At 65.5% G+C, this 25,809-nt stretch carries 24 protein-coding genes; 12 read left to right on the forward strand and 12 right to left on the reverse strand.

Annotated features, from left to right (window positions below; all coding sequences use genetic code 11):
• Window positions 1-13: 13 nt before the first annotated feature.
• Window positions 14-1,285, reverse strand: a complete 1,272-nt coding sequence (locus ACIQLF_RS14160) for a branched-chain amino acid ABC transporter permease (protein WP_400299524.1) — start codon at window positions 1,283-1,285, stop codon at window positions 14-16.
• Window positions 1,286-1,765: 480 nt separating this feature from the next.
• Here ACIQLF_RS14160 and ACIQLF_RS14165 point away from each other — a divergent pair, with 480 nt between their 5' ends.
• The 4 genes from ACIQLF_RS14165 (at window position 1,766) to ilvA (ending at window position 5,443) form a co-directional block, all read left to right on the forward strand.
• Entirely contained in the window at window positions 1,766-2,581 is an 816-nt protein-coding gene (locus ACIQLF_RS14165; protein ID WP_400299527.1) for a Bax inhibitor-1/YccA family protein, read from the forward strand.
• A 118-nt stretch (window positions 2,582-2,699) separates the two neighbouring features.
• Window positions 2,700-2,858 (forward strand): hypothetical protein, encoded by a 159-nt coding sequence (locus ACIQLF_RS14170; RefSeq protein WP_400299529.1) that lies wholly within the window; start codon window positions 2,700-2,702, stop codon window positions 2,856-2,858.
• Between the two features lie 122 nt (window positions 2,859-2,980).
• Window positions 2,981-4,120 (forward strand): AI-2E family transporter, encoded by a 1,140-nt coding sequence (locus ACIQLF_RS14175; RefSeq protein WP_400299836.1) that lies wholly within the window; start codon window positions 2,981-2,983, stop codon window positions 4,118-4,120.
• A 72-nt stretch (window positions 4,121-4,192) separates the two neighbouring features.
• Complete coding sequence (gene ilvA / locus ACIQLF_RS14180; RefSeq protein ID WP_400299532.1) at window positions 4,193-5,443, forward strand: threonine ammonia-lyase; 1,251 nt, start codon at window positions 4,193-4,195, stop codon at window positions 5,441-5,443.
• A gap of 259 nt (window positions 5,444-5,702) precedes the next feature.
• Here ilvA and greA read toward each other — a convergent pair whose 3' ends face one another.
• Window positions 5,703-6,197: a transcription elongation factor GreA gene (greA, locus tag ACIQLF_RS14185; protein ID WP_400299534.1), complete on the reverse strand. Its 495-nt coding sequence runs from the start codon at window positions 6,195-6,197 to the stop codon at window positions 5,703-5,705.
• 250 nt (window positions 6,198-6,447) lie between these two features.
• Window positions 6,448-6,849, reverse strand: a complete 402-nt coding sequence (locus tag ACIQLF_RS14190; RefSeq protein ID WP_400299535.1) for a DUF4307 domain-containing protein — start codon at window positions 6,847-6,849, stop codon at window positions 6,448-6,450.
• A 113-nt stretch (window positions 6,850-6,962) separates the two neighbouring features.
• Here ACIQLF_RS14190 and mca point away from each other — a divergent pair, with 113 nt between their 5' ends.
• The 3 genes from mca (at window position 6,963) to ACIQLF_RS14205 (ending at window position 10,412) form a co-directional block, all read left to right on the forward strand.
• A complete protein-coding gene (mca, locus tag ACIQLF_RS14195) occupies window positions 6,963-7,880 on the forward strand; it encodes a mycothiol conjugate amidase Mca (RefSeq protein WP_400299538.1) in 918 nt (305 codons plus the stop codon).
• A 49-nt stretch (window positions 7,881-7,929) separates the two neighbouring features.
• The gene (locus ACIQLF_RS14200) at window positions 7,930-8,202 is read left to right on the forward strand and encodes a hypothetical protein (protein WP_400299539.1); all 273 of its coding nucleotides are present in this window, start codon (window positions 7,930-7,932) and stop codon (window positions 8,200-8,202) included.
• A 65-nt stretch (window positions 8,203-8,267) separates the two neighbouring features.
• On the forward strand, window positions 8,268-10,412 hold the full coding sequence (locus ACIQLF_RS14205; protein ID WP_400299541.1) for a thioredoxin domain-containing protein: 2,145 nt from the start codon (window positions 8,268-8,270) through the stop codon (window positions 10,410-10,412).
• Here the strand turns inward: ACIQLF_RS14205 and ACIQLF_RS14210 are convergent.
• Window positions 10,409-11,098, reverse strand: coding sequence for a hemolysin III family protein (locus ACIQLF_RS14210; protein ID WP_400299543.1), 690 nt, complete (start codon window positions 11,096-11,098; stop codon window positions 10,409-10,411). The genes ACIQLF_RS14205 and ACIQLF_RS14210 overlap by 4 nt on opposite strands.
• A 173-nt stretch (window positions 11,099-11,271) precedes the next feature.
• On the opposite strand from ACIQLF_RS14210, the gene ACIQLF_RS14215 reads away from it, so the two are divergent.
• Window positions 11,272-12,033 carry an isoprenyl transferase gene (locus tag ACIQLF_RS14215; protein ID WP_400299546.1) on the forward strand — a complete coding sequence of 254 codons (762 nt, stop codon included), beginning with the start codon at window positions 11,272-11,274 and terminating at the stop codon, window positions 12,031-12,033.
• Between the two features lie 114 nt (window positions 12,034-12,147).
• On the opposite strand, the gene ACIQLF_RS14220 is transcribed toward ACIQLF_RS14215, so the two are convergent.
• Genes ACIQLF_RS14220 through ACIQLF_RS14235 form a run of 4 tightly spaced genes read right to left on the reverse strand, consistent with a single transcriptional unit; the run spans window position 12,148 to window position 16,129 of the window.
• Window positions 12,148-12,879, reverse strand: a complete 732-nt coding sequence (locus tag ACIQLF_RS14220) for an amino acid ABC transporter ATP-binding protein (RefSeq protein ID WP_400299548.1) — start codon at window positions 12,877-12,879, stop codon at window positions 12,148-12,150.
• Window positions 12,879-14,387, reverse strand: coding sequence for an ABC transporter substrate-binding protein/permease (locus ACIQLF_RS14225; protein ID WP_400299549.1), 1,509 nt, complete (start codon window positions 14,385-14,387; stop codon window positions 12,879-12,881). The genes ACIQLF_RS14220 and ACIQLF_RS14225 overlap by 1 nt, the downstream gene beginning before the upstream one ends.
• A gap of 6 nt (window positions 14,388-14,393) precedes the next feature.
• Complete coding sequence (hutG, locus tag ACIQLF_RS14230) at window positions 14,394-15,374, reverse strand: formimidoylglutamase (protein ID WP_400299552.1); 981 nt, start codon at window positions 15,372-15,374, stop codon at window positions 14,394-14,396.
• Window positions 15,371-16,129, reverse strand: a complete 759-nt coding sequence (locus ACIQLF_RS14235; protein ID WP_400299554.1) for an IclR family transcriptional regulator — start codon at window positions 16,127-16,129, stop codon at window positions 15,371-15,373. Before ACIQLF_RS14235 ends, hutG begins: the two co-directional genes overlap by 4 nt.
• A gap of 631 nt (window positions 16,130-16,760) precedes the next feature.
• On the opposite strand from ACIQLF_RS14235, the gene ACIQLF_RS14240 reads away from it, so the two are divergent.
• Window positions 16,761-18,146, forward strand: a complete 1,386-nt coding sequence (locus ACIQLF_RS14240; RefSeq protein ID WP_400299557.1) for a PhoH family protein — start codon at window positions 16,761-16,763, stop codon at window positions 18,144-18,146.
• A gap of 42 nt (window positions 18,147-18,188) precedes the next feature.
• Here the strand turns inward: ACIQLF_RS14240 and ACIQLF_RS14245 are convergent, their stop codons facing one another.
• Window positions 18,189-19,034, reverse strand: a complete 846-nt coding sequence (locus ACIQLF_RS14245) for a hypothetical protein (RefSeq protein ID WP_400299559.1) — start codon at window positions 19,032-19,034, stop codon at window positions 18,189-18,191.
• Between the two features lie 139 nt (window positions 19,035-19,173).
• Here ACIQLF_RS14245 and ACIQLF_RS14250 point away from each other — a divergent pair, with 139 nt between their 5' ends.
• A complete protein-coding gene (locus ACIQLF_RS14250; protein ID WP_400299560.1) occupies window positions 19,174-19,692 on the forward strand; it encodes a prepilin peptidase in 519 nt (172 codons plus the stop codon).
• Between the two features lie 53 nt (window positions 19,693-19,745).
• Window positions 19,746-20,216: an NUDIX hydrolase gene (locus ACIQLF_RS14255; RefSeq protein WP_400299562.1), complete on the forward strand. Its 471-nt coding sequence runs from the start codon at window positions 19,746-19,748 to the stop codon at window positions 20,214-20,216.
• Between the two features lie 76 nt (window positions 20,217-20,292).
• On the opposite strand, the gene ACIQLF_RS14260 is transcribed toward ACIQLF_RS14255, so the two are convergent.
• Entirely contained in the window at window positions 20,293-22,002 is a 1,710-nt protein-coding gene (locus ACIQLF_RS14260) for an MDR family MFS transporter (RefSeq protein WP_400299565.1), read from the reverse strand.
• Between the two features lie 65 nt (window positions 22,003-22,067).
• Complete coding sequence (locus ACIQLF_RS14265) at window positions 22,068-22,754, reverse strand: TetR/AcrR family transcriptional regulator (protein WP_400299568.1); 687 nt, start codon at window positions 22,752-22,754, stop codon at window positions 22,068-22,070.
• Between the two features lie 209 nt (window positions 22,755-22,963).
• Between ACIQLF_RS14265 and ACIQLF_RS14270 the strand changes: the two genes are divergently transcribed.
• Window positions 22,964-24,211 (forward strand): FAD-dependent oxidoreductase, encoded by a 1,248-nt coding sequence (locus ACIQLF_RS14270; protein ID WP_400299570.1) that lies wholly within the window; start codon window positions 22,964-22,966, stop codon window positions 24,209-24,211.
• 100 nt (window positions 24,212-24,311) lie between these two features.
• Here ACIQLF_RS14270 and ACIQLF_RS14275 read toward each other — a convergent pair whose 3' ends face one another.
• The gene (locus tag ACIQLF_RS14275; protein ID WP_400299573.1) at window positions 24,312-25,724 is read right to left on the reverse strand and encodes a class II fumarate hydratase; all 1,413 of its coding nucleotides are present in this window, start codon (window positions 25,722-25,724) and stop codon (window positions 24,312-24,314) included.
• Window positions 25,725-25,809: the final 85 nt, after the last annotated feature.

Here is a 25,809-nt window from a genome sequence, read left to right on the forward strand (position 1 = left end):
TCCGTTATCTCCCTTAACCCACACGCTCGCGACGGCCCAGGATGCCCTGGGGCCTGAACAACAGCACCAAGATCATGACGGCCAGGGCTCCCACGTACTTTAGGTCAGCCTCGAGCCAGATCGTGGAGATCTCGACCATCAGGCCGACCAGTACGGAGCCGATGAGGGCGCCGAACACGGTTCCCAGACCGCCCAGTGTGACGCCGGCGAAGATCAGGAGCAGGATTTGTTGCCCCATGTTGAAGGTGACGCCGGGGCGGTAGTACGCCCACAGGATGCCGCCCAGGGCGGCCAGCATGCTCCCAACCACCCACACCATCCGGATGACCCGGTCTACGTCGATGCCCGAGGCTGCGGCCAGGGCGGGATTGTCGGCCACGGCGCGGGTTGCCTTGCCGAACCGCGTCTTGAGCAGCAGCAGCGCCACGGCGATGATCACCACCAGTGAAACCACCAGCGAGACCAGGGTGTTGCGTGAGATCGAAATTCCCGCGAACTTCAGCAGCGGACTCTGGGCTCCCGGCAATTGTTCAGTGGTTCCGCCGAAGAAGAATAGGATTATGTAGCGCATGGCAAGCGCCAGGCCGATGGAAACAATCATCATGGGCACGAGTGCCGACCCGCGGCGCCGCAAGGGCTTCCAAAGGCCCCAGTCCTGGACCCACCCGAGTGCACCGCCCAGCAGCACCGCCACGATGAGAGCGGCCCATACCGGGAACCCCCAGGCGGAAAGCCCAAACGCGGCCACGGCACCGAACGTCACCATCTCGCCATGGGCGAAGTTGGTCAGGCCCGTGGTTCCGAATACCAGCGAGAGCCCGACCGCGGTCAACGCCAGCAACAAGCCGAAGCTCAGTCCCGCGACGACACGCTCGGCCACGATGGTTCCGAATGATGTGACGGGCGGGGCAATGTTTTCGCCCACCTTGAAAATGACGCCCATGTTGGAGGACGTGCCAAACTCGACAATCCGGGGATTGGGTTCCCCGCTGGCCAACGGCTTGTCCGGCGGCAGGGTCGAAACATCCAGCAGGACCTCGTAGGTCCCCTTTTCCGGAACGACGATGACCCATCGACCGTCCTTGTCGGTGACGCTCTCGGCGGTGAACCCGTTGATGGAGGTCGCCGTGATGCGGACCCCGACGACGGGCTCCTTGCCGTCGCGCAAGGTTCCGCGGATCGTGAACTCCTGCGATTTCATGGGTGCCTGGACCTGTGCCGGCATCGGCCGGTCCATTGCGCTGGCGGCCGACGGGGGGAGCAGTGACGCGAACAGCACGCCCATGAACAACCCCACGATCACGAATAAATGGCCAGTTGTTGATTTGGCTTGACGAAGCACGGTGCGAGCCCTCTCGTCGCTTTCAGCCCGAATTCCAAGTAATTCAGGTTCTGATGTGGCATGGGTCACTATATGTTTGATCATCGTAGTGCCAAAAAGGACGAAAAATGCAAGCTTCGGACCGTGAAGTGCTCGATTCCCATAACGGTCCGGTAAATGCGAGGGTTTCCGGGTCGCGATTCGCCTGCCGGAATTGTGCGCCACGGGCTCCGGCGGTTCTGGATGCGTTGTCGCTACCGGACGTGACGGAATTGCGGGCGTGGCCGCAGGTGATGGCCGGTGGGCGCCGGAATGTCCGGGGGTCGGAAACCGTACCCCGTTCAGAATTCTTGAAGAAAGGTGGTCGGATCGGGATTTATTGCTCGTGCTCGGTCGTTGTATCAACGTAGGCTATTAACTGACAACCTACCAAGGAGAAACACCATGGCCCTGGGCGGAAACCCGGTCTTCAATTCCAAGAACTATCGCGAGCAGGCCCGTGCGACCGGCGCCACGGGTGCCGCGTCCACGACGTACGCTGGGCAGAACATGAGCCCTCAGGCCTTGCAGGACCTGTACTCGCAGCCATCCGCATCCGGGATGCAGATGGGACGCCTGACCTACACCGAGGTCATCAACAAGACCGCGCTGTGCCTGGGTCTGGTTGTCATCGGTGCGGCCATTGGCTGGCAGCTGCCGGCACTGATGCTGGTCGGCGCTTTGGTTGGCCTGGTCCTGGGCCTGGTCAACTCGTTCAAGCGCGAACCGTCGCCGATCCTGATCATGCTCTACGCGGGCTTCGAAGGGCTCTTCCTCGGTGGCATCTCTTCCTTCTTTGAGACCATGTACCCGGGAATTGCTGTCCAGGCAGTGCTCGCCACCTTCTCCGTGTTCGCGGTGACGCTGGTGCTGTACCGCTCGGGCAAGTACCGTGCGACCCCGAAGATGACCAAGATGTTCATGATTGCGTTGATCGGCTACGGCCTGTTCTCGCTGCTGAACTTGGTCCTGATGCTCACCGGTGCTGTCGGTGGCGAATTCGGCATGCGCTCGGGCGGGCTCGGCCTGGCCATCGGCGCCTTTGCCGTCCTGCTTGCAACCTACGCGCTGGTCATGGACTTCACCTCCGTCTCCGAGGGCGTCCGCAATGGCGCGCCGGCGAAGATGGCCTGGTCCGCGGCCTTCGGCCTGACCGTGACGCTCATCTGGCTCTACGTCGAGATTCTGCGCATTCTGGCTATCTTGCGTGGCAACGACTAGTCAATCTGCCGTGTAACCGCGGGGCAGCACCCACTATTTGGGTGCTGCCCCGCGGTTTTTCTGCAATATGGGCGTCATCTATGAGGCGCACCGAACTTTCAAGGGATACCGTATGTTCATGAGATTCATCGGCAGCGCCACCGCAGGGAGCCACGCCATGCCTTGGGGCATGCGCACGGCTCCCCGAACGCTGCCGTCGATGGCAGGCCTGTCGGCCGCCGAAACTGCCGCCTCACAGCGTTGCGCGCCGCGCAGCGGAAACGGGGCCTCGGCATGAGATTGTCGGGCTTCTTTAATCGCAGCACGCAGAACGACCACGGGTTGGCGGCAAATGCGGCAAGTGCCGGACTGGCCGGTTCGTCCGCGGCGCCGGCGGTGGACCATCGCGAGGCTGAGGACATGCCGTACGGCGTGCGCATCGCGGCGTCCTGGAGCTGGCGGCTGATTGTCATTGTGGTGGCCGTCGGCATCGCCGTCTGGCTGCTCTCGCAGATTTCCCTGCTGGTCATCCCACTGATGATCGCAGCGCTGCTCGCCGGGCTGCTGAGCCCCGTCGTCCACTTCCTGCACGAAAAAGCCCGCATGCCCAAGGGGCTGGCCGTCGGAATCACCATGATCGGCTTCCTGACGCTGGTCATCGGGGGACTCTCCGTGGTCGGACAGCGGTTGGCCTCGGGATTCTCCAGCCTCTGGGCCCAGGCACTGACCGGCGTGACCCAGATCCAGCACTGGCTCTCGGTGGGACCGCTGGCAGTCAGCAACGAAGACCTGGACACGTGGATCCAGGATGCGCTGAACCAGCTGAAGAACAATTCCTCGAGCATCCTCTCCGGCGCACTTTCCTGGGGCACAACGCTCAGCCATCTCGTAGCCGGCTTGCTTTTGGTGCTCTTCTCGCTGATCTTCCTGCTGCTCGACGGCCCGCGGATCGGCAAGTTCTTCGTGAACGTGCTGCCCCGGCGTGCGCGCCCGGCTGCCGAGGGCGCCGGCAAGCGCGGCTGGGCCTCCATGGTGATCTACGTCCGGGTGCAGCTCTTTGTCGCCTTCATCGACGCGGTGGGCATCGGTGTCGGTGCGCTGATCCTCGGCGTCCCGCTGGCCCTGCCGCTGGGCGTGCTGGTCTTTGTCGGGTCGTTCATCCCGGTGATCGGTGCCATGGTGACCGGCGCCGTGGCGGTGCTGCTGGCGCTGGTGGCCAACGGACCTGTCAACGCGCTGATCATGTTGCTGGTCGTACTCTTCGTCCAGCAGGCCGAATCCCACATCCTCCAGCCGCTGATCATGGGCAAGGCGGTGAGCCTGCACCCGCTGGCCGTGGTCATGGCCGTGGCCGGCGGCTCAATGGTCGCGGGAATCCCCGGGGCGCTCTTCGCCGTTCCGACGCTTGCCGTTGCAAACACCGTGGTGAAGTACATTTCCAACCGCGGTTGGGAAAACGACCCGGCGTTGGACATCCCCGCACGAATTATCGAGCCGGTCCGCAACCCGGAACCGGCGCCCGCCGATCTTGACGGCGAAGAACCCGCCCGCGGGTCCTGAGCCCCGTCGACCGGCCAAAACCCCCTCAAACAGCATGACCCCGCGTCGTGACGCCCAGCAGAAAGTCGTTCAATGATCCAGCAGACCAAACTCCCGGTAAGCCTCGCCGACATCGAACATGCCAGGACAATCCTCGACGGCGTCATTGCGCAGACCCCGGTGGAGCATTCCCGTGCGCTGTCCCTGGCCATCGGGTCAGAGGTGTTCCTCAAGTGCGAGAACCTTCAGCGGGCAGGTTCCTTCAAGGTGCGCGGCGCCTACGTGCGCATGTCCAAGCTTTCGGCAGAGGAACGCGCCCGCGGCGTGGTTGCGGCCTCGGCGGGCAACCACGCGCAGGGCGTGGCCCAGGCCGCGCGCCGGCTGGGCATCAAGGCCAGGATCTACATGCCGTTGGGCGTTGCGCTGCCAAAGCTCACGGCAACCCGCGACCACGGCGCGGAGGTCGTCCTGCACGGGCACAACGTCGATGAGGCGCTGGCCGAGGCAGAACGCTACGCCACGGCCACCGGCGCCGTCTTCGTCCACCCCTTCGACAACCCTGACATCATTGCCGGGCAGGGCACCATCGGGCTGGAGATCCTCGAACAGCTCCCGGACGTCGACACCGTGCTCATGGGCGTGGGTGGCGGTGGCCTGTTGGCCGGCGTCGCCGTGGCCCTCAAGGCCAAGGCCGCGGAAATGGGCCGGGAAATCAAGGTCATCGGCGTGCAGGCCGAAAACGCCGCGGCCTACCCTCCTTCGCTCGCCGCCGATGCGCTGGTTCCGCTGGACACCGTGCGCACCATCGCCGACGGCATCGCCGTGGGCCGTCCGGGGCAGCTCCCGTTCCAGATCATCCGCGAACTCGTCGACGACGTCGTGACGGTCTCCGAGGACGGCCTGGCCCGTGCCCTGGTGTTCCTGCTGGAACGCTCCAAGCTGGTCGTTGAACCGGCAGGCGCAGTGGGCGTCGCGGCGCTGCTGGAGGGCAAGCTCGAAGAACTGGGCATCAACCCGACCAAGACTGCGGTGATCCTCTCCGGCGGCAACATCGACCCGCTGCTCATGCTCAAGGTCATCCAGCGAGGACTCTCGGCCGCCGGACGGTACCTGACGGTGCGCATGATGCTCGATGACCGCCCGGGCGAGCTGGCCACCATCTCGCGGGTCATCGCGGAATCCGACGCTAACGTCACCCGGCTCGACCACACGCGCGTGGGCGGCTCGCTGTCCATGGGCGACGTGGCCATCACGATCGACATGGAAACCAAGGGCCACGCGCACTCGGAGCAGGTGCTCAACAACCTGCGGGCAGAGGGCTTCCAGCCCATGGTCATGGGCTAGCCGGACCGGCAAGCATCCGTTCCCGCCCGGCGCCGACGGTGCCGCACGGGAACGCAGCGGGGCCCGGGTTTTGTCGCCAACGCGACGGAACCCGGGCCCTCCATTTTGCCGTGTGTCCGGTGCCGCCGGTCCGCGGGAACCACGGGCCGGTTTGGCGCTTAACGAGCGATGGCTGCCGGCTCTTCCCCGGCATCGGCGGGGGAGTAGCAGGCAGCCATCGGCAGCGGGCGGTCGCGCTTGCGCACGACCCGGCGTCTGATTAGGCGCTGTAAGGCTTGCAGGAAACGATCTCGACGGAGATTTCCCTGCCGTTCGGGGCCGAGTAGCTGAGCTTGTCGCCGGACTTGGCGCCGTGCACTGCAGCACCGATCGGGGACTTTTCCGAGTAGACCTCGAGGTCAGTGTCGCCTGCAACCTCGCGGCTGCCGAAGAGGAAGGTGGTCTTGTCGCCGGCGATGATCGCCTCGACAAGCATGCCTGGTTCGACGATTCCGTCGTCGGCCGGGGCCTCGCCGACGTGGGCGCGGCGCAGCAGGTCCTTCAGGTAGGAGATGCGTGCCTCTGCCTTGCCCTGTTCTTCCTTGGCTGCGTGGTAGCCACCGTTTTCCTTGAGGTCACCCTCGGAACGAGCCTGCTCGATGCGATCGACGATCTCAGCGCGGCCGGGGCCGGCAAGGTGGTCGAGCTCGACGGTCAAACGATCGAAGGCCTCTTTGGTCAGCCAGACGACTGGTTCGTGGTTGGTGGTAGTCACGGTGGTACTCCTTGTGTAATCAGGGCGGTTGCCCCCGCAAGGGAGCAACATGCCGAGACGGTCCCTGCCGATGATGCGACGAACATCCTGCAAGCAAAGACCCCGCACAGATGGGTGATGAACTTCGTCCGTCACGTTCTGTAGCGGGGCATAACGTATTAGAAAGATATTAGCCGTCGATGGGCTTTTACCCAAGAGTTTGAGCTTTTGGCGTACTGGGCGAGTCGCCGCAGGATCCGTCTTCCGGGGGTCAGGAAGCCTTGACGATCTTGCATTCCTCGATGCCGACGGTGGTGGCCAGGGACTCGGTGCGGAGCTTGACATCGAAACGCGTGGTTTCCCTGCCCTTGCCCTCGCTCGGACCCACGGTCAGTGTCTTCCAGCCGACGATTGCGTAGGACTCGTTCATGGCCCTGACCTCGCATTGCGCGGTCTGGCCGGCGTCCTTGGAGATGTCCACGACGGCACTGGCCTGCGTCGGGGAGCTGACGACGAAGGACTGGTCCTTGAAATCGACACCGCTCGTCGTTGCCCACGTAAGGTAAAGCGCGCCGATGACTCCCAAGGACAGGCCGCCGATGATCATGTTCCGGCGTGTCTTTTTGGCAAGGCGTCGCTTGGGCGAACCGTACCTATTAGTTAAGCTGGACAAGGGCGCCTCTTTCGGATTCATGGGCGTCGCGGCCGGGGAGAAATCATCCCTACCAGTCTAAGCCTTGGCCAGGGGGATCCCCTTACCGAGCATATGGAGTTGGAGTTACACACGTGGAAGATCACAACGCGGGGCGGATCGCTCCTTCCCAGGGCCTACGTTTGCTGGCAATCCATGCCCACCCGGACGACGAATCCTCCAAGGGCTCGGCGACCATGGCTGCCTATGTCGCCGCGGGCGCGCGCGTCATGGTGGCCAGCTGCACCGGCGGCGAGCGCGGGGACATCCTCAACGCCGCGGTCGGCGAACTAGCCCACGCACACCGCGACCTCGCGGGGGTGCGCCGCCGGGAAATGGCCGAGGCCGCAGAGGTCTTGGGCATCGAGCACCGATGGATCGGCTTCGTGGATTCCGGGCTGCCCGAGGGCGACCCGCTGCCGGACCTTCCCTTCGGCGCCTTCGCGTTGCAGCCGCTGGAGACCGCCGCGGCGCCGCTCATCAAGCTGATCCGCGAGTTCAAGCCCCACGTGGTCATCGCGTACGACGAAAACGGCGGATACCCGCACCCGGACCACATCCAGGCGCACAAGGTGGCCGTGCACGCGTTCGAGGAGGCCGGCAAGGCCGCGAGCTCCCCGGAGCTCGGCGAAGCGTGGGAGACCTCCAAGCTGTACTACGACCGCGCTTTTGCCCCCGAGCGCTTCAGGACGCTGCACTATGCAATGCTCGAGGCCGGCATTGATTCCCCGTACGCCGAGCGCATCGCCGAGTGGGAGAAGCACCCCGACCAGCAGATGTTCGGGTGGGTTTCCCCGCACAAGACCACCACGCAGATCCACAGCGCGGACTTCTTCAAGCACCGCGACGCCGCGTTGCTGGCCCACCGGACCCAGATCGACCCCCAGGGGTTCTTCTTCGCAGTGCCCGAAGCGATCTACGAGAGGGCCTGGCCGTGGGAAGACTTCACCCTGGTGAAGTCCGCGGTTCCCACGGAGCTGCCGGAGAACGATTTGTTTGCCGGACTAAGATAGATAACGTGCCGGTTCTCCCGGCTGCCAACTTTTAGAAAGAGCCTCGCGCGTGTATTCGTTCCTGCAGTATGCAGCCTCCGTATCGCCTTCCCCCGTTCCGATCGCCCCGCCGGGCGATGCGGCCCAGTCCATCGGCCCCGGTTTCGCCGGGTTCGTTGCGACGGCAGCCCTGGTCATCGTCACCATCTTCATCATCCGCGACATGACCCGCCGCATCCGCCGCGTCCGCTACCAGGGCGAGGCCGAGGCCCGCCAGCAGGACCTCGTCGAGCGCGGCAAGAAGATCCAGCCCGACGAGCCCGGGGACAAGCCGGCTCGCTAGGCCCCGCGCGTTGGCACCGGCCGGTTCCGGTGCCAACGCAGACACGCCTGGAGTAGGCTCGCCACATGGGTCAACGAATCGCCGGCAGCGCCTCGGCCTACCTGCGCCAGCATGCGCACCAACCTGTCGACTGGTGGCCGTACTCGGATGAGGCATTCGCCGAGGCCGCGGCACGGGATGTCCCGGTCTTCCTGTCGATCGGCTATGCGGCCTGCCACTGGTGCCACGTGATGGCCCGCGAGTCGTTCGACGACCCGGGAATCGCCGCTTACCTGAACGAGCACTTCGTGCCGATCAAGATCGACAGGGAAGAGCACCCCGCCGTCGACCAGATCTACATGGCAGCCACCCAGACCCTCACGGGCGCCGGCGGCTGGCCCATGAGCGTCTTCACGCTCCCCGACGGGCGGACGATTCACGCCGGCACGTACTTCCCGCCGGTTCCGCGGCCCGGAACGCCGTCCTTCGGCCAGGTGCTGGAGGCCGTGAACGACGCCTGGGTGAACCGGCGGCCCCAGCTTGTCCAGCAGGCCACCGCCCTGGCCGACCACCTGGGCTCGGTGGCCGCCGGGCAGGCCAAGATGTTCTCCCGTTCGCTGCCGCTTCCCGTCTCCTCCGACGAGCCGCTGCTCGCCCCGGTGGTGGCCGCCGCCGTTGACCGGCTCGCCGCGCTCGAAGACCCCACCGGAGGCTTTGCCCCCGCGCCGAAATTCCCGCCCTCGGCGGTGCTTGATTTCCTGCTGCGCGCCGGGCTCGGCCCGGGCCCCTCGGCGGTACGGGGAACGGAACTGGCCGCGCGGACCCTTGGCACGATGGCGCGTGGCGCACTGGCCGACCACGTCGGTGGAGGATTCGCCCGCTACTGCGTTGACGCGGGCTGGAAGATCCCGCACTTCGAGAAGATGCTCTACGACAACGCCCAGCTGCTGGGCGTCTATGCGCGTGCCGGCGTGCAGCTGCCGGAGGCCCAAGACCGCGAACTCGCGCGCCGGTCAGCGGCGGGCATCGGGGCCTGGCTGGAGCGGGAAATGCTGCTCCCCGGGGGCGGCTTCGCTTCCTCACTCGACGCGGACACCGTGATGCCCGACGGTATCCACCGCGAGGGGGCGACCTACACCTTCAGCCGCACCGAGGCCGCAGCGCTGGTTCCCGACCGCGGGAACATCTTCTGGGCCCTCTGGGACGGTCGCGCGGCGGAGGAGCCCGGACCCGAGGAACCGCAACTGACGATTGCGCTTTCGCGCACCCCGGCCCCGGGGGAGTGGGCGGCCCTGGATGCGGCATTCGCCGCGTTGGGGGAGGCCCGTTCGCTGCGGATCCAACCCTCGCGGGATGAAAAGGTCGTCGCCGGGTGGAACGGGCTCATGGTGCAGTCGCTTGCCGAGGCGTCGGCGCTGCTGGACGACCCGGCCCTGCTGCGTCTGGCCGGCGATGCGGCCGACTACCTGTGGAGCACCCACTGGGATGCCGCCGGCAGGTCGTTGCGCCGGGTGAGTTACCGGGGCCAGGCAAACACGGCGATCGCCGGCGTGCTCGAAGACTATGCGGGTGTGGCGCTGGGATTCCAGGCCCTGGCCGTTTGCGGCGGGGAACCTGCGTGGATCGGGCGGGCGAATGCGGTCCTTCGGGCCGCTCTCGAGAAGTTCCTGCCCGGCGGGCAACCCTTCGACGCACCCGATGACGACCCGCGGGTGCTGGCCAGCAGGGCCGGCGCACGCACCGCCGAGGCGCTTGACGATGCGGTGCCCTCTGCCACCTCGCTGCTTGCTTCGGCGCTGCTGAACCGGGCGGGGTTGGCCCAACTGGCAGGAACGGACCCCTACGACGCCGGGATCGAATCGGACCTGGACCTGGTGCGCCGGCTCGTGGGTTTTGTGCCCGCCATTGCAGACAAGGCCCCGCATGCCGCTGGCAGCGCGCTTGGCGTCGCAACGCGATTTGTGCACTCCTCGAGCGCCGAGTTGGCCGTCGCCGGAGGAACGCCGGCGGAACGCCGTTCCGCGATGCGGTTGGGCATCCTGGCGGGCGTCTCCCAATGGGGCGAGATGCCCCGGCCTGGCTCCGCGTCAACCGGCTATCCGCCCGGGCCCGGTGGGGCGCTGCGGCTCTACGTGTGCCGCGGCGGAGTCTGCCATGCCCCGGTCGGCGACCTGCAATCCCTTGCCTCGTTGCTCCTGCCGGGCCTGGTCCAGGCAGCCCTAGACGCTTAGGCGGTGCCCAGCACCGCCATGATGATGGCGATGAAATGGCAGGTGAACCCGGCAACCGTGAATGCGTGAAAAAGTTCGTGGAATCCGAACCAGCGTTCGCTGAGGTTGGGCCGCTTCATTGCGTAAAAGACGGCTCCCGCAATGTAGAAGGCGCCGCCGGCGCAGATCAGGATCGCCGCTGCCGGGTTTGCGGCGTAAAAATCGCCGATGAAAAGCAACGCGCCGAGGCCCAGCAAGACGTAGACCGGGGTGTAGAGCCAGCGCGGGGCATCGGTGTAAAAGATCCTGAACCCTACCCCGGCCAGTGCCCCGATCCAGATGGCAAGCAGTAGGATCGTTGCCTTGTGTGGCGGAAGGAGCGCCCAGGCCAGCGGGGTGTAGGAACCTGCAATGAGCAGCATGATGTTGGTGTGGTCCAGGCGCTTGAGGACGCGTTTCACCATGGGGGACCAATTGCCCAAGTGGTAGATGGCGCTGATGGTGAACATCAGCACTCCGGTGAATGCGTAGATGGCGCTCGTGGTTTTCGCGCCCCCGGGAGGGGCCAGCATCACGAGCATAGCTCCCGCAGCCAGTGCAATGGGTGCCATCACGGCGTGGATCCAGCCACGCAGCAACGGTTTGTGCTCCGGGACGGCCGTGATGGTTGGCATGCTTGCGGACTGGGGGCGTGGTGCCTTGGTCATGGCCCCATCCTATACCTACGGTTTGGTAAGTTACTTGAAAGTAATGAATTTTTCGCAGCAATTTCACACCCGTCCGCACCGCGTCATGCCACCACGAGGTGCCCCCAAAAGGTAGCGTTGGGTATAGGGTGTGGCAATCGCCGCACCGGCCAGATTAAATGCGGGAGTATGCGGTGGAATTACCGGGTTTCGTCTATCGACTCTATGAGCGGAAGATTCGACGTTCGCTGAGCCCGGAAAAGCTTCCGACGCACATCGGGGTGCTGGTGGACGGCAACCGCCGCTGGGCCAAGCTCGCTGGTGCCACCACCGCGACCGGACACCAAGCCGGTGCCGACAAGATCCTCGAGTTCCTTGGCTGGTGCCGCGAACTCGATATCAACATGGTCACCCTCTACATGCTTTCCACGGACAACATGAGCCGTTCCAGCCAGGAGCTGGACGACCTCATGGGCATCATCGCCAACACCCTTGACCGGCTCGGTGAAACGAAAACTATTCGGGTTCACCCGGTGGGAGCCCTGGAACTGCTTCCGGACTACCTTGCGGACAAGCTCCGCGAGCTCGAGGCCTCCACGGTGCACATCACAGGCATCCACGTGAACGTGGCGGTCGGCTACGGCGGTCGCCGGGAGATCGTCGACGCCGTCAAGGCGTTGCTGCTCGAGGGTCAGTCCAAGGGGCTTGACGCGGCACAAATCGCCGCGGACCTGGATCCGGACCAGCTGGCCAAATACCTTTACACCAGCGGACAGCCCGACCCGGAGCTGGTCATCCGGACTTCCGGGGAACAGCGCCTTTCCGGCTTCCTCACCTGGCAGAGCGCCTACTCGGAGTTCTACTTCTGCGAGGCACTCTGGCCCGATTTCAGGCGCGTGGACTTCCTGCGGGCCCTGCGCGACTTTTCCGACCGCCAACGCCGCTTCGGTTCCTAGCGGGACTTGGCCGGGCGGCAGGGTTCGCCGGGCTGGCCACGATGCCACAAGAGGCCGCCCCGAACGCGACTGCGTCCGGAGCGACCCCTCCAATGCCATTGGTTAGGCGGACCCCTAGAGGACCTTGTCCAGGAATGCGCGAACCCGGGGGTTGGTGTTGGTGTCGGAGAAGAACTCGTCCGGTGCCATGTCCGCGGCGATGACGCCACCGTCGACGAAGACCACGCGGTCGGCCACCTTGCGGGCGAAGCCCATCTCGTGGGTCACTACCACCATGGTCATTCCGTCCTTGGCCAGGTCGGTCATCACGGCAAGGACGTCGTTGACTACCTCGGGGTCCAGGGCGCTGGTGGGCTCGTCGAAGAGCATCAGCTTCGGGCTCATGGCGACGGCGCGGGCAATGGCGATGCGCTGCTTCTGGCCGCCGGAGAGCTGGCTCGGGTAGGCATGGGCACGGTGCGTCATGCCCACCTTCTCCAGCAGCTCAAGGGCGTGCTTCTCGGCGTCGGCCTTGCTGGTGCCCAACACGTTCATCTGCGGGAGCATGATGTTTTTCAGTGCCGTCATGTTGTGGAACAGGTTGAACTGCTGGAACACCATTCCCATGCGGGAGCGGAGCCGGTCCAAGTCGACGTTGGGGGCCAGCAGGTCCTCGCCGTCGAAGATGACATGGCCGGAGGTGGGGGTTTCCAGCAGATTCAGGCAGCGCAGGAACGTGGATTTTCCGCCGCCGCTGGGGCCGATGACCGCAACCACTTCGCCGGGTTCGATGATGAAGTCGATGCCGTTGAGCACCTTGAGGCTGCCAAAGGTCTTGGTGATTGCCGTGGTCTGCAGGAGTGCCATTAGATGTAAACCGCCAGTTTCTTCTCGAGGCGGTTTGCAACCAGCCCGATGATGTTGGTGAGGATGTAGTAAACCAGACCGATGAACAGGTACACGGTCAGTGCGTCAAAGGTGCGGGAGATGATGGTCTGGCCAACCAGGAACAGCTCGCTGATGGTCACGAAGGACACCAGCGCGGAGTTCTTGGTCAGGGAAACGAACTCGTTGCCCAGCGGCGGAAGCATGCGCAGGAACGCCTGCGGAATGATCACGTGGCGCAGTGCCGAGCCGGAACTCATGCCGCACGAACGCGCGGCTTCCATCTGTCCCTTGTCGACGGACTGGATGGCGCCGCGGACGATCTCCGTGACGTACGAACCGCTATACAGGCCCAGGGCGAGCACGCCGGCCACCATCGGCGGAAGCTGGAGGCCCAGCTGCGGCAGGCCGAAGTAGATGAAGAAGAGCTGGACGATGAACGGGGTGCCGCGGATGACGGAGACATACACGGTGCCGATCCAGCGGATCGGACGGATCTTGGAAAGCCTTGCGAAACCGCCCAGCATGCCGAAGCCCAGGCTCAGGCACAACGACATGCCAATGATCTGGAGTGTTGTCATCAGCCCGTTCCACAACGGCCCGGCGGAATTGGTGATGGATGAGATGTTGATCAGGCTGTGCTTCTTGGCGCCTTCCGTCGGAGCGTCGACCACGTCGCCGAACCACTGCGTGGTGAGCTTGTCGTAGCCGCCGTTGGCGTGGAGGTCCTTGAGCGCGGTGTTGAATGCGTCCCTGATGGCGGTATCGCTCTTTTGGAACGCGTACCCGTAGTTTTCATTCGTCAGGCGGTCGCCCACCTGCTTCAGGCCGCCCTGCTCGTGGATGAAGTAGCGTCCGCCCGGCTGGCCGGTGACAACGGCGTCGGCCTGGCCCAGCTTCACTGACATGAACATCTGGTCGTTGGTCTGGACCTGGATCAGTTCGGCCTTGGGCTGGTTCTGTTCCAGCCATTCGACGGACTTGGTTCCCACCTGGACGGCGACCTTCTTGCCGGCCAGGTCGGCCAGTGAATTAACCGACGTGTTCGAGTCGGAGACGAAGATTCCCAGGCCGCCCGGGTAGTAGACGTCGGAGAAGTCGACGGCCTTGGCCCGCTCGGAGCTGATGTAGATGGCCGATGCGCCGACGTCGATCTGGTTTGCCTGCAGCGCCGGAACGATGTTGCCAAACGGCATTTGCACGAACTCGACGTGCTTGATGCCCGCCTTGGCGGCGAGCTGGTTGACCATGTCGATGTCAAAGCCCATCTTGTCGCCGTTGGCATCGGTGAACTCGAACGGCGGGAAGGTGGCGTCGGTGCCGACCTTCAGGGTGGTCTTGCCCGATTGAAGGTCAGCGAGCTTCGTCGACGTCGGGGCAGGCGGAGGAGTGGTTTCGGCGCTCGCCGGCTGGGCGGCAAATCCGGTGATGGCCAGCACGGAGGCCGCGGCAACGGCCCACATGCGGGAACGGGTGAATAGTTTCTTCATTGGAGCTCAATTCGCGGGATGGATCGGTGATGCCGGGACGGTTCGGCGGGTGTTTGCGTGCGCTGCCGCAATCGTGTGGATCAGCCGGGCAGCGGCGCGGGCGGTTCTGTTGTCTGTGTCAAAGCGGGGGTTGAGCTCAACGACATCGACGTGGACCAACTTGGGAGTGTTGGCCACCAGCTTGCACACGGCTAGAACGACTTCGAAGGGAACGCCAAGGGCCGCAGGGGCGCTGACGCCCGGGGCAAGGTGCCCGGGAAGCACGTCCAAGTCGATGGTGAGGTAGAGGGCGTCGACCTCACTGAGGAAATCGGCGACGAACGCCTTGACGGATTCGACGTTCGCGAGACCGCATTCCTCGTCGCGCAGGTACTTGACGTTGAATTCGGCTGCCGAGTCAAAGAGTTTGGCGGTGTTGTTCGGTTCGCTGATGCCGACAACCCGATACTCAAGGTCACGGCCCTCGGCGGTCTCGGCGACTGCGATTTGCAGGAACGGCGTCCCGGATGACGGAACGGGATCCGAACGCAGGTCAAAGTGCGCATCAAGGTTGAGGATGCCCAGCTTCTTTCCGGCCATGGTCGAACTGGATCGCAGACCCAGGTAGCTGCCGTAGGCGGTTTCATGTCCGCCTCCCAGCACGATGGGCAGGTTCCCGGAATCGATGGCTGCGGCGATTGCGGTCCCCAAGGTCCGCTGTCCGGATTCCAGGTCTCCATCCGCCACAGCGATGTCGCCCAGATCCGTGGCCACCAGGGACGAATCGGCAGACAGGGACGACAGCGCCGTCCGGATGGCGGCGGGGGCATCCGCCGCGCCGACACGCCCGTTGTTGCGTCGGACTCCCTCGTCGCTGCGGAAACCGAGCAAGGCAATGCCGGCTTCCCCCGTCGTCGGGGAGTTCACTGCATGGTGCCAGCGTCGGTGCTGGGGCCCGGGGCCGTCATCCCGTCCGGTCCAGGGGAGCGGGCTGAATTCGGTGGTCATGAAATTCCTTTGTCGTTGGGATTGAAGGTGAGGGCCGCGGTACGGGTCAGCCCAATGAGTGTTTTCTCGTGTCGAATGGCCCGGGCACTGGGGGCCATGGTGCTGACTGCGCCGGCGAGCTGCCCGGCGGCATCGAAGACGGGAAAGCTGACGCCCCAGACTCCCGCATCCACGGACCCCTGGCTTACCGCGAATCCACGTGCGACGACGATGCGCAGCTCACGGCGCAAGGCGTCCTGTTCGGCAGCCCCCAGGTCCAGTCCGGCGATGATCTGCGTCTGCCTTTCCTCCGGCAGGTGAGCCAGCAGGGCCAATGCACTTGCCCCGCGGTGCAGCGGGTGTGCCAGGCCGGCGGAGTAGCTGCAGCGCAGCATCTGCGGACCTTCGATGGCTTCCACGCAAAGCGCCTGGTCGCCGCTGACCACCAAGTAAGCGGCCAGTTCCTGGGTCTCGTCGGAGAGCAATTGGAGGTGGGCGCTGATATGGCTCTTGATGACGGCCTCTTGGCGGAAGTTTGCCGCGAGCCTGAGTGATTCCGGGCCGGCACTGTATTGGCCCCGGCGTGGGGTCGGTGCGACCAGGCCGGAGTGGACCAGCGCCGTCAGATGCCGGTAGACGGCACTGACCGGGATGCCTGTCATCTTGGTGATCTGCGCCGCCGTCAAGGTGCGGTGTCTGGCGAACTCCAGCAGGATGTCAACAAAACGCGAAGCGCCGCTGTCCGCTATCACGGAAGCGGTCGATTCTCTAGTCATGACACCGATTTTAGGGGCAGATTCCATGGCGGGAATCATTAAATTCCCACTATTTGGGAATTTAATTTCCGTGGAGTGGGAATCGACCGGATCCTTCGGGGATGGATGGATTCCCTAAGCGCGCCCTGATTAGGTCGAATCCATGGCTTGAGGGCTCCGGATGCTGGCTGCACTCAAACATGGAGCAGCCGCCGGGGTCGATGGAGCGGATGGCCGCTTGGTCGCGGGTGGGTGTCAACAGCCTGAATCCGACCAGCGAGGCCAAGACGATGCTGCGGTCCGGGTGCGGTTGTGTCGCGAAGTTCCCGCGCCGGTTCCGGCATCCACCAGGTGCACGGCCGCACCGACCGCCACCGCCGCGGAAATGACGGAACGCTACCGGCATTCGGCGGGGATTTCCGGCGGTCCGGAGCCCGCCGTGCCTTGCCCTTCGGCCGGAAGTTTCAGGTGTTTGCGCGCCCGACCCCTTCCGTTCAAAAAATACCCGGTGACTAGTTCACTCTTAGGGCGTAGGTTGGTCTTGACGGACAATGAATCCGTCATTGTCCGGCAGGGCGGTTCCGAGGGGAGGAAGCCGGATGGGCGATACTGCGAAGCATTCGTCGATACTGGTCACCATGCTCCCCGACGGATGCCTACCCACCTACAACCGTTGCAGGGGATTTTGCCCCGATGGGAGTCAAAAGTGGTAGCAAACCAGAAGCAGTCGACCCAAACCGATATCGAGCCAACGCGCACCTTCGTGCTGGACACCTCGGTACTGATTGCAGACCCCCACGCCATGCTGCATTTTGCCGAACACCACGTGGTGCTTCCGCTGATCGTCATCATGGAGCTGGAACACAAGCGCAACGACCCGACGATCGGCTTTTTCGCCCGTGAGGCCCTGCGCACCCTTGATGAAATGGGCCGGAAAGCCGGCGGCATGGCAAACGCCATGCAGGTGGGAAATGCCGGGGGAACGCTTCGCATCGAGGTGAACCACATTTCCCCCGAGGTTCTGCCCGTCGGATTCCGCAACTCGGACAACGACTCCAAGATCCTGGCCGTTGCCAAGTCCCTGCTCGATGAGGGCGTCGATGTCACGCTCGTGTCCAAGGACCTGCCCATGCGCGTCAAGGCCTCGGTGATGGGGCTGAATGCCGAGGAATACCGCAACGAACTGGTTGCCTCCTCCGGATGGACGGGCGTCGCTGAACTGAGCATCGGCGAAGAGGACATGACCGCCCTGTATGCCGCCGAATCCCTGGAAATCCCGGAAGTTGCCGACCAGCCCTGCAACACCGGGTTGGTGATCCATTCCCCGCGCGGCTCCGCGTTGGGCAGGGTCGACCGGAACCACCTGGTCCACCTGGTGCGCGGGGACCGCGAGGCATTCGGGCTGCGCGGACGCTCGGCCGAACAGCGGCTGGCCCTTGACCTGTTGCTGGACAAGGAGGTCGGCATAGTCTCGCTCGGCGGGCGTGCCGGAACAGGAAAGTCGGCGCTGGCGTTGTGCGCCGGGCTGGAGGCGGTCATGGAACGCCGCGAGCACCGCAAGATCATGGTGTTCCGCCCGCTGTATGCGGTCGGCGGCCAGGATCTCGGGTACCTGCCGGGCGCCGAGAACGAGAAGATGAACCCCTGGGCGCAGGCGGTCTTCGACACGCTCGGCTCGGTGGTCTCCAAGAACGTGGTCGACGAGGTGCTCAGCCGCGGGATGCTGGAGATCCTGCCGTTGACCCACATCCGCGGTCGCTCGCTGCACGACGCCTACGTGATCGTCGACGAGGCCCAGTCCCTGGAACGCAATGTGTTGCTCACTGTGCTCTCACGCATCGGACAGAACTCCAAGGTCGTGCTCACCCACGACGTGGCCCAGCGCGACAACCTGCGAGTGGGGCGCCACGACGGCGTCGCCGCGGTGGTCGAGCTGCTCAAGGGGCACCACCTCTTCGGGCACGTCACACTCACCCGCTCCGAGCGTTCGGAGATCGCCGCGCTTGTCACGGTGCTGCTGGAAGAGAAGTTCAGCTAGGGGCCGGCGGCCGGCACGTGAACCCGAGTGCCGGCCGCACGGCTAGCGCTGGTGTCGGCCCGGCGCGTGGGTTCCCGGCGACGGGATCGGCCACAGCGGCGCCTCGCGCACGTCGGACAGCGAGGCCTTCGGCTGGGTGAAGAGGCCGTCGATCATGTACTGGTCCACGGCCAGGATCTTCACGTGGTGCTCGGCACCGGCGTCCTCGCCGGTGAGGATGGTGCGCTCGACGCACAGGCCGGTGGCCCTGTCGAGGCGCAGCCGGGTGACGCCCGTGCCAAGCAGCGGGGCATCCGGAACCACGGGGGAGTATGAATGGCCGCGCGACAGGTCCGCCTCGAGGCAGGGTCGGCCCGCCTCGTCGCGCATCTCACGCAGCGCATGGATGGTGCTGGGGTGCGGGAACGGCAGGTCGGCGGGCCCGGGGGCGAAGCCGGCGATTTCCACCGGGTCCAGGAAGGCGTTCCACATGCCCACCGGCATGAGCGCGTTGACGTATGCGGCTTCCGGGCGGCGGGAGACGAGTCCGTCGTCCCCGTAGACGGGGGCGAGCAATTGCGGAGGCAGCAACCACGACTTCCGGGTCGCGGCGACAAACGATGCGGACTTGGAGTCGTTGATGGTGTCGGTGCGGAACAGGACCTTGCCCGTCGGGTCCTCCACGCGGACCGCGTCGGGGCGCCGGATCAGCACCGTGAGCCTCTCCGGCTGGTTCTCCGCGGCGAAGCCCACGGCCCGGTGCTCGGGATCGTGGGCGCTGATCTCGATCTGGATGGTCTTCCAAAGCCAGGGGGAGGAGCGGGCAAGCCGCCGGAAATGCCCCATCAGCTCCTTGCTGGGAGCCCGGTCAGGGTCCGGGAACACTGCCGCGCCATTGAGCTGGTCCATGGGATCAGTCTAGCGAGGATCGACCCGCTTGCCGACGAATGCCGAGGAAGCGTTCCGATGCAGGTGGAGCCCCGGTTTTATGAACAGCCGGGGCGCGCCTTTCGGACGCGGGGTCGGCTTTGCGCATAGTGTGTGGCCTATGCCAGTACAAATTTGGGGTTGGCTCACCACGCAGAGCCCGATGATGGTGGCGGCAGGAATATTGGCTGCGTGCGCGGTCCTGCTCTTCGCCGTCAACGCGGTCAGGCTCACGGCCATCGACTTCCGTTCGCACCTGCTGCCCAACCGGATCCTCTGGCCGTGGTTCCTGGCCGCGGCGGTACTGCTCGGGGCGGCGGCCCTGCTGGCGGGCGACCCGGCCATGCTGCTGCGGACGCTTTTGGGCGGGGTCATCCTTTTCGCCGGCTACATGGTGTTGCATCTGATCGCACCCGCCGGAATGGGCCTGGGCGACGTGAAGCTCGCGGCGGTGCTGGGCCTCTACCTGGGGTTCGTGTCCTACTCGCACCTGCTCATGGCCACCGCGCTGGCCTTCATCCTGGGGGCGCTGTGGTCCGGCGTGCTGTTGCTGACCGGCAAGGTGACGATGCGTTCCTCGGTGGCCTTCGGCCCGTTCATGCTGGTGGGTGCGGCGATTTCGCTGGCCGTGGCCGGCTAGCATTCGTTCCGGCGGATTCGTGGGACCGGGCGGTGCATGGCAGGATGAAAACCATGGCGACCCCCGACTTCATTCTCGAGCTCCGCACCAAGATCGGCACCGGCCCGCTCTGGCTCCCCGGGGTCAAGGTCGTGTTGTTCCGCGAGGGCAGCGTCCTGTTGGTCCGGCGCGCAGACAATGGGCGGTGGACGCTTCCCGCCGGAATCCTCGAGCCGGGGGAGGAACCCGCGATCGCGGCGGTGCGCGAGGTGTTCGAGGAAACGGGAGTGCACTGCAAGATCACCCGGCTGGTCGGCGTCGCAACCACGGACCCGGCCCTCTACCCCAACGGCGACCGCGCCCAGTACCTTGACGTCATCATGGAGGCCGATTATCTGGGCGGCGAGGCCCGCGTGAACGACGACGAAAACCTCGAGGTCCGCTGGTTCGGGCTCGACGCGCTGCCCGGCCTTCCCCCGAAGCATGCACGGGCGATCGAATGGGCCCGGGAGCCACGGGCCGAGGGCCACTTCATCGCCGAATGACAAAAGCACCCCCTTGCCTTGCGGCCACCCGAAACCGGGGCGGCTGCAAAACAAGGGGGTGCTTCCGGCTGTCAGGCTAGCGGGAGTCGTTTCCCGTTTTCCCGTCGGCGTTCGACCCGGAAATGTCCGACTTGACCTCCACCGACCCGGCATTGACCGACTCGGCGGACACTCCGGTGCGGGCCTCGGCCTCGAGCGCCTCGGCCTCGGCGCCGCCGATGGCCTCGCCGCGGGCCACCATTCCGGCGGTGTCGGAAAGCGGCACCTGCTTGAGGAGGAGCGCCAGCACGAAGGCGATGAGGATGAACGGGATCAGGTACCAGAACACCGGTGCCAGCGAATCGGCGTAGGCGTTCACGATGCCCTCACGCACGGCGTCCGGAAGCTGAGCCATGGTCTGCGGATCCAGGGTTGCCGTGGCGCTGCCGGCCTCGGCGGCCCCGGCCCCGGCCCCGGTGAAGACCTCGGTGAGCTTCTCCGAGAGGCGGTTGGTGAACATCGCACCGAAGATCGCCACGCCCAGGGACGCGCCAACCTCGCGGAAGTAGTTGTTCGTGGAGGTCGCGGTGCCCACCATCGAGGGATCGACGGCGTTCTGAACGACGAGCACAATCACCTGCATGATCAGGCCCAGACCGGCTCCGAAGACGAACAGGTAGACGCAGATCAGCCACAGGGGAGTGGTGGCGCCGAGCGTGGTGAAGGCCAGCATGGCGATGGCGGTGACAACCGCACCGGCGATCGGGTAGCCCCTGTACTTGCCGGACTTGGTGATCGCGATGCCCGACCAGATGCTGGTGCCCATCAGGCCGACCATCATCGGCAGCATCAGCAGGCCGGAGACGGCCGCGGAGGTGCCGGAGGACATCTGCAGGAACGTCGGAACGAACGCGATGGCCGCAAACATGCCAAGGCCCAGCGTGAAACCGATCGCCGTGGCGTTGACGAAGACGCGGTTCTTGAACAGCGACAGCGGGATGATCGGGTCCTCGGCGCGCGCCTCGGCGATCACGAACAGCACGATCGCGGCCAGCAGGCCAAGGCCCCAGCCCCAGGTCTCGATGGCGCCCCAGCCGTGGTTCTTCGATCCGCCGAAGTCGGTGAAGAAGATCAGGCAGGTGGTGGCGATGGAGAGCAGCAGCACGCCCAGAAGGTCGATCTTCTTGGTCGCCTTCTTGTTCGGGATGGTCAGCGCGAACCAGGCGATGGCGAATGCGGCGATGCCGATCGGGATGTTGATGTAGAACGCCCACTGCCAGGTCATGTGGTCGACGAAGAATCCGCCGAGCAGAGGTCCGGCAACCGCCGACAGGCCGAAGATGGCGCCCAGCGGGCCCATGTATTTGCCGCGCTCGGAGGCCGGAACGATGTCGGCGATGATGGCCTGCGAGAGGATCATCAAGCCGCCGCCGCCCAGACCCTGCATGGCGCGGAAGACCACGAACATCCAGAAGCTGCCCGCGAAGGCGGCGCCGATCGAGGCCAGCGTGAACAGCGCGATGGCGATCAGGAACAGGTTGCGCCGGCCCAGCACGTCACCGAACTTGCCGTAGATCGGCATCACGATGGTGGTAGCCAGCAGATAGGCGGTGGTGATCCAGGCCTGGTGCTCGACGCCGCCGAGCTGGCCCACGATGGTGGGCATGGCGGTGGAGACGATGGTCTGGTCCAGGGAGGAGAGCATCATTCCGGCGATCAGCGCGGAGAAGATGATCCAGATGCGCCGCTGGGTCAGCAGCAGGGGCGCGGCGCCCGGCGCGGGCCGGGAAGCGGTGGCGGTGGACATAAGGGTTTCCTTGGGATCGTGACGGGAGAATCAGTGTGGAAGTCGCCGGGCGGGGGAGTGCCTGGCTAGGCCGGCGGGACGGTGCCGGGTTTGTCGCGGAACAGCGGCTGGGCGAAAAGTTCTTGGGTGAGCCTCATGAGGTCCAGGAATTCTTCCTCTAGCGAGGTCTTCCGCGATGAGGCCACGTAGCGCTGGACCGCCTGGTGTGTTGCGAACTTGATGTTGTGCACGAGCAGGCCCAGCCCCGGGTGGTCGGCCGCGACCCCTTCGCGCCGGGCCACCAATGCCATGAACTCCTTCATGCGTTCCGGGCCGACCTCGACCATCTTGGCCAGCAGCTCCGGCTCGCGGTGCACGGCCTCGAAAAAGCCGTGTGCGCTCAGGATTTCTTCCTCGTCGCGGCGCAATTGCGCCACGATGAGCTCCACGAGATCGGCGAGCAGCGTCGGGGAGATCCCGACGATCCCTGCGGGCCGGGCGTCCATGAAACGAGCCAGCGACTCGGCGGGGAGGCCGTCGTCGATGTGCCCGAAGACGGCATCGAGCTTTGTCGGGAAGTAGTTGAAGAAGGTCCGCCGTGAAATGCCGACCCGCGAGCACAGCTCCTCGATGGTGAACCCGGAGAAGCCGTGTTCGGCGGTGAGCTCGCGGGAGCACCGGGTGATCGCCAGGCGCGTTTTCTGCATGCGCGCGCTGCGGGTCGGCGGGGCCGCCGCCGTTTCACCAGATGAGCTAATTGCACTTTCGTTCATATAGTGCAGTTTTACACTTTTGGTTGCAAGGTGCAACTTTTGTGTTCCGGCTCACCGGACGGTCAGGGACTTCGACACAGTGGCGGCAAGCCTGCCGCAACGAGGTCCCCAGGGGGCCGGCTTTGGTCTTCCGGATGGGGGCTCCGCGGGGTCCGCTTACGACCCGAAAGCGCTGCCTCCCTGACCGGCGCGGGCGTAGCATGGGGGGCATGGAGACTACCGGATGTGCGGTGGTCGGAGGCGGCCCTGCCGGCATGATGCTGGGTCTGCTGCTGGCCAGGGCCGGGGTGCGGGTGACGGTGCTGGAGAAGCACGGCGACTTCCTGCGGGACTTCCGCGGCGACACGGTGCATCCGTCCACCATCCGGCTGCTGGACGAGCTCGGCCTGGGCGACGAATTCCGCAGGCTTCCGCAAAGCCGCCTGCAAAACGTAGCCTTCCCCGTGCGCGGAGGTCGATTGGTGACGCTGGGTGATTTCTCGTTGTTGAAGCCGCCGTACAACTACGTGGCCATGATGCCCCAGTGGGACTTCCTGGACTTCCTGGCCCGCGCCGCCGCGCTGGAGCCCACGTTCACCCTGCTGATGGAGCACACCGCGACGTCGTTGGTGTCCGACGGCCGCCGCATCACCGGCGTCCGCTACCGGAGATCCGACGGGAGCGAGGACACGCTTCGCTCGGACCTCGTCGTCGCCACGGACGGAAGGCACTCCGTCTTGCGCCGTGCCGCGGGACTGCAACAAAGGGACTTTCCGGTGCCGTTCGACACCTGGTGGTTCCGGCTGCCCCGTTACCCGACCGAGCCGGGGGAGGTCGCCGGGATCGTTCCCTCCTTCGGGAACGGCGAGGGCGTGATTGCCCTGTTCCGGGACGACTACTACCAGATGGGCTACTTCGCCCCCAAGGGCTCGGACGCGCGCCTTCGCAGCGAGGGGGTGGAGCGCTTCCGGCAGCGGATCGCCTCCGCCCGGCCGGACCTCGCGGACCGCCTGGACGCCATTGCCTCGATGGATGACCTGCACATGCTTGACGTGCGCCTGGACCGGCTGCGGCGCTGGTACGTGGACGGGCTGCTGTGCATCGGGGATGCCGCCCATGCGATGTCGCCCGTGGGCGGGGTGGGCATCAACCTTGCCATCCAGGATGCCGTGGCCGCGGCCACCAGGCTGGCGCCCGCCCTGCTGCGCGGCACCGTCACGGTGAAGGACCTTGCGGCGGTCGAACGCAGGCGCCGGTTCCCCACCAACCTCATCCAGGGCGTCCAACGGATCATGCACCACGAGGTGTTTGCCCCGCTGTTCACCGGGAAAAGGTCCGGAGGTCCGCCGGCAATGCTGTTTTGGGCCCGGCACGTTCCGGTGGTGCGGACAATCATGCCCCGGCTGATCGGCCTCGGCCCCCGGCCCGAACACGCACCCGGCTTCGCAAGGCGCCCGCAGCGGACGACGTCGCACTAGCAGGGGCGTCCGTTGCGTGGTATCGGTGCGGGCCGGTCCTGCAACCGGATTCCCGGCCGCGGGGACCGGCCCGCACAGCCGACCCCCCTGGAATCAATCTCTAGTGCTTGCCCGTCATGGTGGTGACATCGAGCAACTCGTCGAGCTGTGCCTCGGTGAGCTCCCCGCGTTCCACGAAGCCAAGCGCGATCGTCGCTTGGCGCACCGTCAACTGCTCGGCCACGGCCTTCTTGGCGATCTTCGCGGCGTTCTCGTAGCCGATGTACTTGTTCAGCGGGGTGACGATGGAGGGGGAGGCTTCGGCGAGGAAACGTGCGCGCTCCACGTTCGCCGTGATCCCGTGGACCATCTTCTCGGCCATGACGCGGGTGGTGTTGCCCAGCAGGCGGATGGATTCGAGCAGGTTGGAGGCCATCACCGGGATGCCGACGTTCAGCTCGAAGGCCCCGTTGGTGCCGGACCACGCGATCGCGGTGTCGTTGCCGATCACCTGGGCGGCGACCATGATCGCGGCCTCGGAGATCACGGGGTTGACCTTGCCCGGCATGATCGAGGAGCCCGGCTGCAGGTCGGGGATCGCGATTTCGCCGAGCCCGGTGTTGGGCCCGGAGCCCATCCAGCGCAGGTCGTTGTTGATCTTCATCAGCGAGATCGCGATGTTGCGCAGCTGCGCGGAGGCCTCGATCAGCCCGTCGCGGTTGGCTTGGGCCTCGAAGTGGTTGCGGGCCTCGGTGATCGGCAGCCCGGTGTCCTGGGCCAGCAGCTCGATGACGCGCTCCGGGAAGCCCTCCGGGGTGTTGATGCCGGTGCCCACCGCGGTGCCGCCCAGCGGGACCTCGGCGACGCGCGGCAGCGTGGCCAGGATGCGTTCGACGCCGTAGCGCATCTGCGCCGCATATCCACCGAACTCCTGGCCCAGGGTCACCGGGGTGGCATCCATCAGGTGGGTGCGCCCGGACTTCACGACGTCCGCGAACTCGGCGGCCTTGGCTTCCAGCGCCCCGGCCAGGATCTCGAGGCCGGGGACCAGGTCGCCCAGCAGACCCGCGGTCGCCGCCACATGCACCGAGGTGGGGAACACGTCGTTTGAGGACTGCGACGCGTTGACGTGGTCGTTCGGGTGCACGATCGTTGCGGAGCCGGCGGCCGCCAGTGCGCGGGTGGCCAGCTCGGCAAGCACCTCGTTCATGTTCATGTTCGAGGAGGTGCCGGACCCGGTCTGGAACACATCGATCGGGAAATGTTCGTCGTACTTGTTGTCCGCAACCTCGTCCGCGGCCGCGACGATCGCCAGCGCACGCTCGGCATCAAGCACCCGGAGCTCCAGGTTGGCCAGTGCGGCCGCCTTCTTCACCTGTGCCAGGGCGCGGATGTGCGCGGGCTCGAGCTTCTTGCCGGAGATCGGGAAGTTCTCCACGGCCCGCTGGGTCTGTGCCCGGTAGAGGGCCGCGGCCGGAACCCGGACCTCGCCCATGGTGTCGTGTTCGATGCGGAAGTCAGCAGAGTTGTCCATGGGCTCCACGGTACGCCCGCATGCGGCCCAACGGCAGGTCATCATGCAATCGGCGAAAACGGGAATAGAACCGGCGTCCTGGGCA

The organism is Paeniglutamicibacter sp. NPDC091659 (assembly GCF_044756805.1).
Lineage (GTDB): Bacteria > Actinomycetota > Actinomycetes > Actinomycetales > Micrococcaceae > Paeniglutamicibacter.

Excerpts from the sequence above, each read along its gene's own strand:
- ACIQLF_RS14260 (WP_400299565.1), bottom strand. The coding sequence starts at position 22,002 with ATGTCCACCGCCACCGCTTCCCGGCCCGCGCCGGGCGCCGCGCCCCTG.
- ACIQLF_RS14165 (WP_400299527.1), top strand. The coding sequence starts at position 1,766 with ATGGCCCTGGGCGGAAACCCGGTCTTCAATTCCAAGAACTATCGCGAG.
- ACIQLF_RS14220 (WP_400299548.1), bottom strand. The coding sequence starts at position 12,879 with ATGGCACTCCTGCAGACCACGGCAATCACCAAGACCTTTGGCAGCCTC.
- ACIQLF_RS14270 (WP_400299570.1), top strand. The coding sequence starts at position 22,964 with ATGGAGACTACCGGATGTGCGGTGGTCGGAGGCGGCCCTGCCGGCATG.
- ACIQLF_RS14265 (WP_400299568.1), bottom strand. The coding sequence starts at position 22,754 with ATGAACGAAAGTGCAATTAGCTCATCTGGTGAAACGGCGGCGGCCCCG.
- ACIQLF_RS14250 (WP_400299560.1), top strand. The coding sequence starts at position 19,174 with ATGCCAGTACAAATTTGGGGTTGGCTCACCACGCAGAGCCCGATGATG.
- ACIQLF_RS14160 (WP_400299524.1), bottom strand. The coding sequence starts at position 1,285 with ATGGGCGTGCTGTTCGCGTCACTGCTCCCCCCGTCGGCCGCCAGCGCA.
- ACIQLF_RS14240 (WP_400299557.1), top strand. The coding sequence starts at position 16,761 with ATGCCTACCCACCTACAACCGTTGCAGGGGATTTTGCCCCGATGGGAG.
- ACIQLF_RS14175 (WP_400299836.1), top strand. The coding sequence starts at position 2,981 with ATGCCGTACGGCGTGCGCATCGCGGCGTCCTGGAGCTGGCGGCTGATT.
- ACIQLF_RS14275 (WP_400299573.1), bottom strand. The coding sequence starts at position 25,724 with ATGGACAACTCTGCTGACTTCCGCATCGAACACGACACCATGGGCGAG.
- ilvA (WP_400299532.1), top strand. The coding sequence starts at position 4,193 with ATGATCCAGCAGACCAAACTCCCGGTAAGCCTCGCCGACATCGAACAT.
- ACIQLF_RS14235 (WP_400299554.1), bottom strand. The coding sequence starts at position 16,129 with ATGACTAGAGAATCGACCGCTTCCGTGATAGCGGACAGCGGCGCTTCG.
- ACIQLF_RS14255 (WP_400299562.1), top strand. The coding sequence starts at position 19,746 with ATGGCGACCCCCGACTTCATTCTCGAGCTCCGCACCAAGATCGGCACC.
- ACIQLF_RS14225 (WP_400299549.1), bottom strand. The coding sequence starts at position 14,387 with ATGAAGAAACTATTCACCCGTTCCCGCATGTGGGCCGTTGCCGCGGCC.
- ACIQLF_RS14170 (WP_400299529.1), top strand. The coding sequence starts at position 2,700 with ATGAGATTCATCGGCAGCGCCACCGCAGGGAGCCACGCCATGCCTTGG.
- ACIQLF_RS14205 (WP_400299541.1), top strand. The coding sequence starts at position 8,268 with ATGGGTCAACGAATCGCCGGCAGCGCCTCGGCCTACCTGCGCCAGCAT.
- ACIQLF_RS14245 (WP_400299559.1), bottom strand. The coding sequence starts at position 19,034 with ATGGACCAGCTCAATGGCGCGGCAGTGTTCCCGGACCCTGACCGGGCT.
- ACIQLF_RS14210 (WP_400299543.1), bottom strand. The coding sequence starts at position 11,098 with ATGACCAAGGCACCACGCCCCCAGTCCGCAAGCATGCCAACCATCACG.
- hutG (WP_400299552.1), bottom strand. The coding sequence starts at position 15,374 with ATGACCACCGAATTCAGCCCGCTCCCCTGGACCGGACGGGATGACGGC.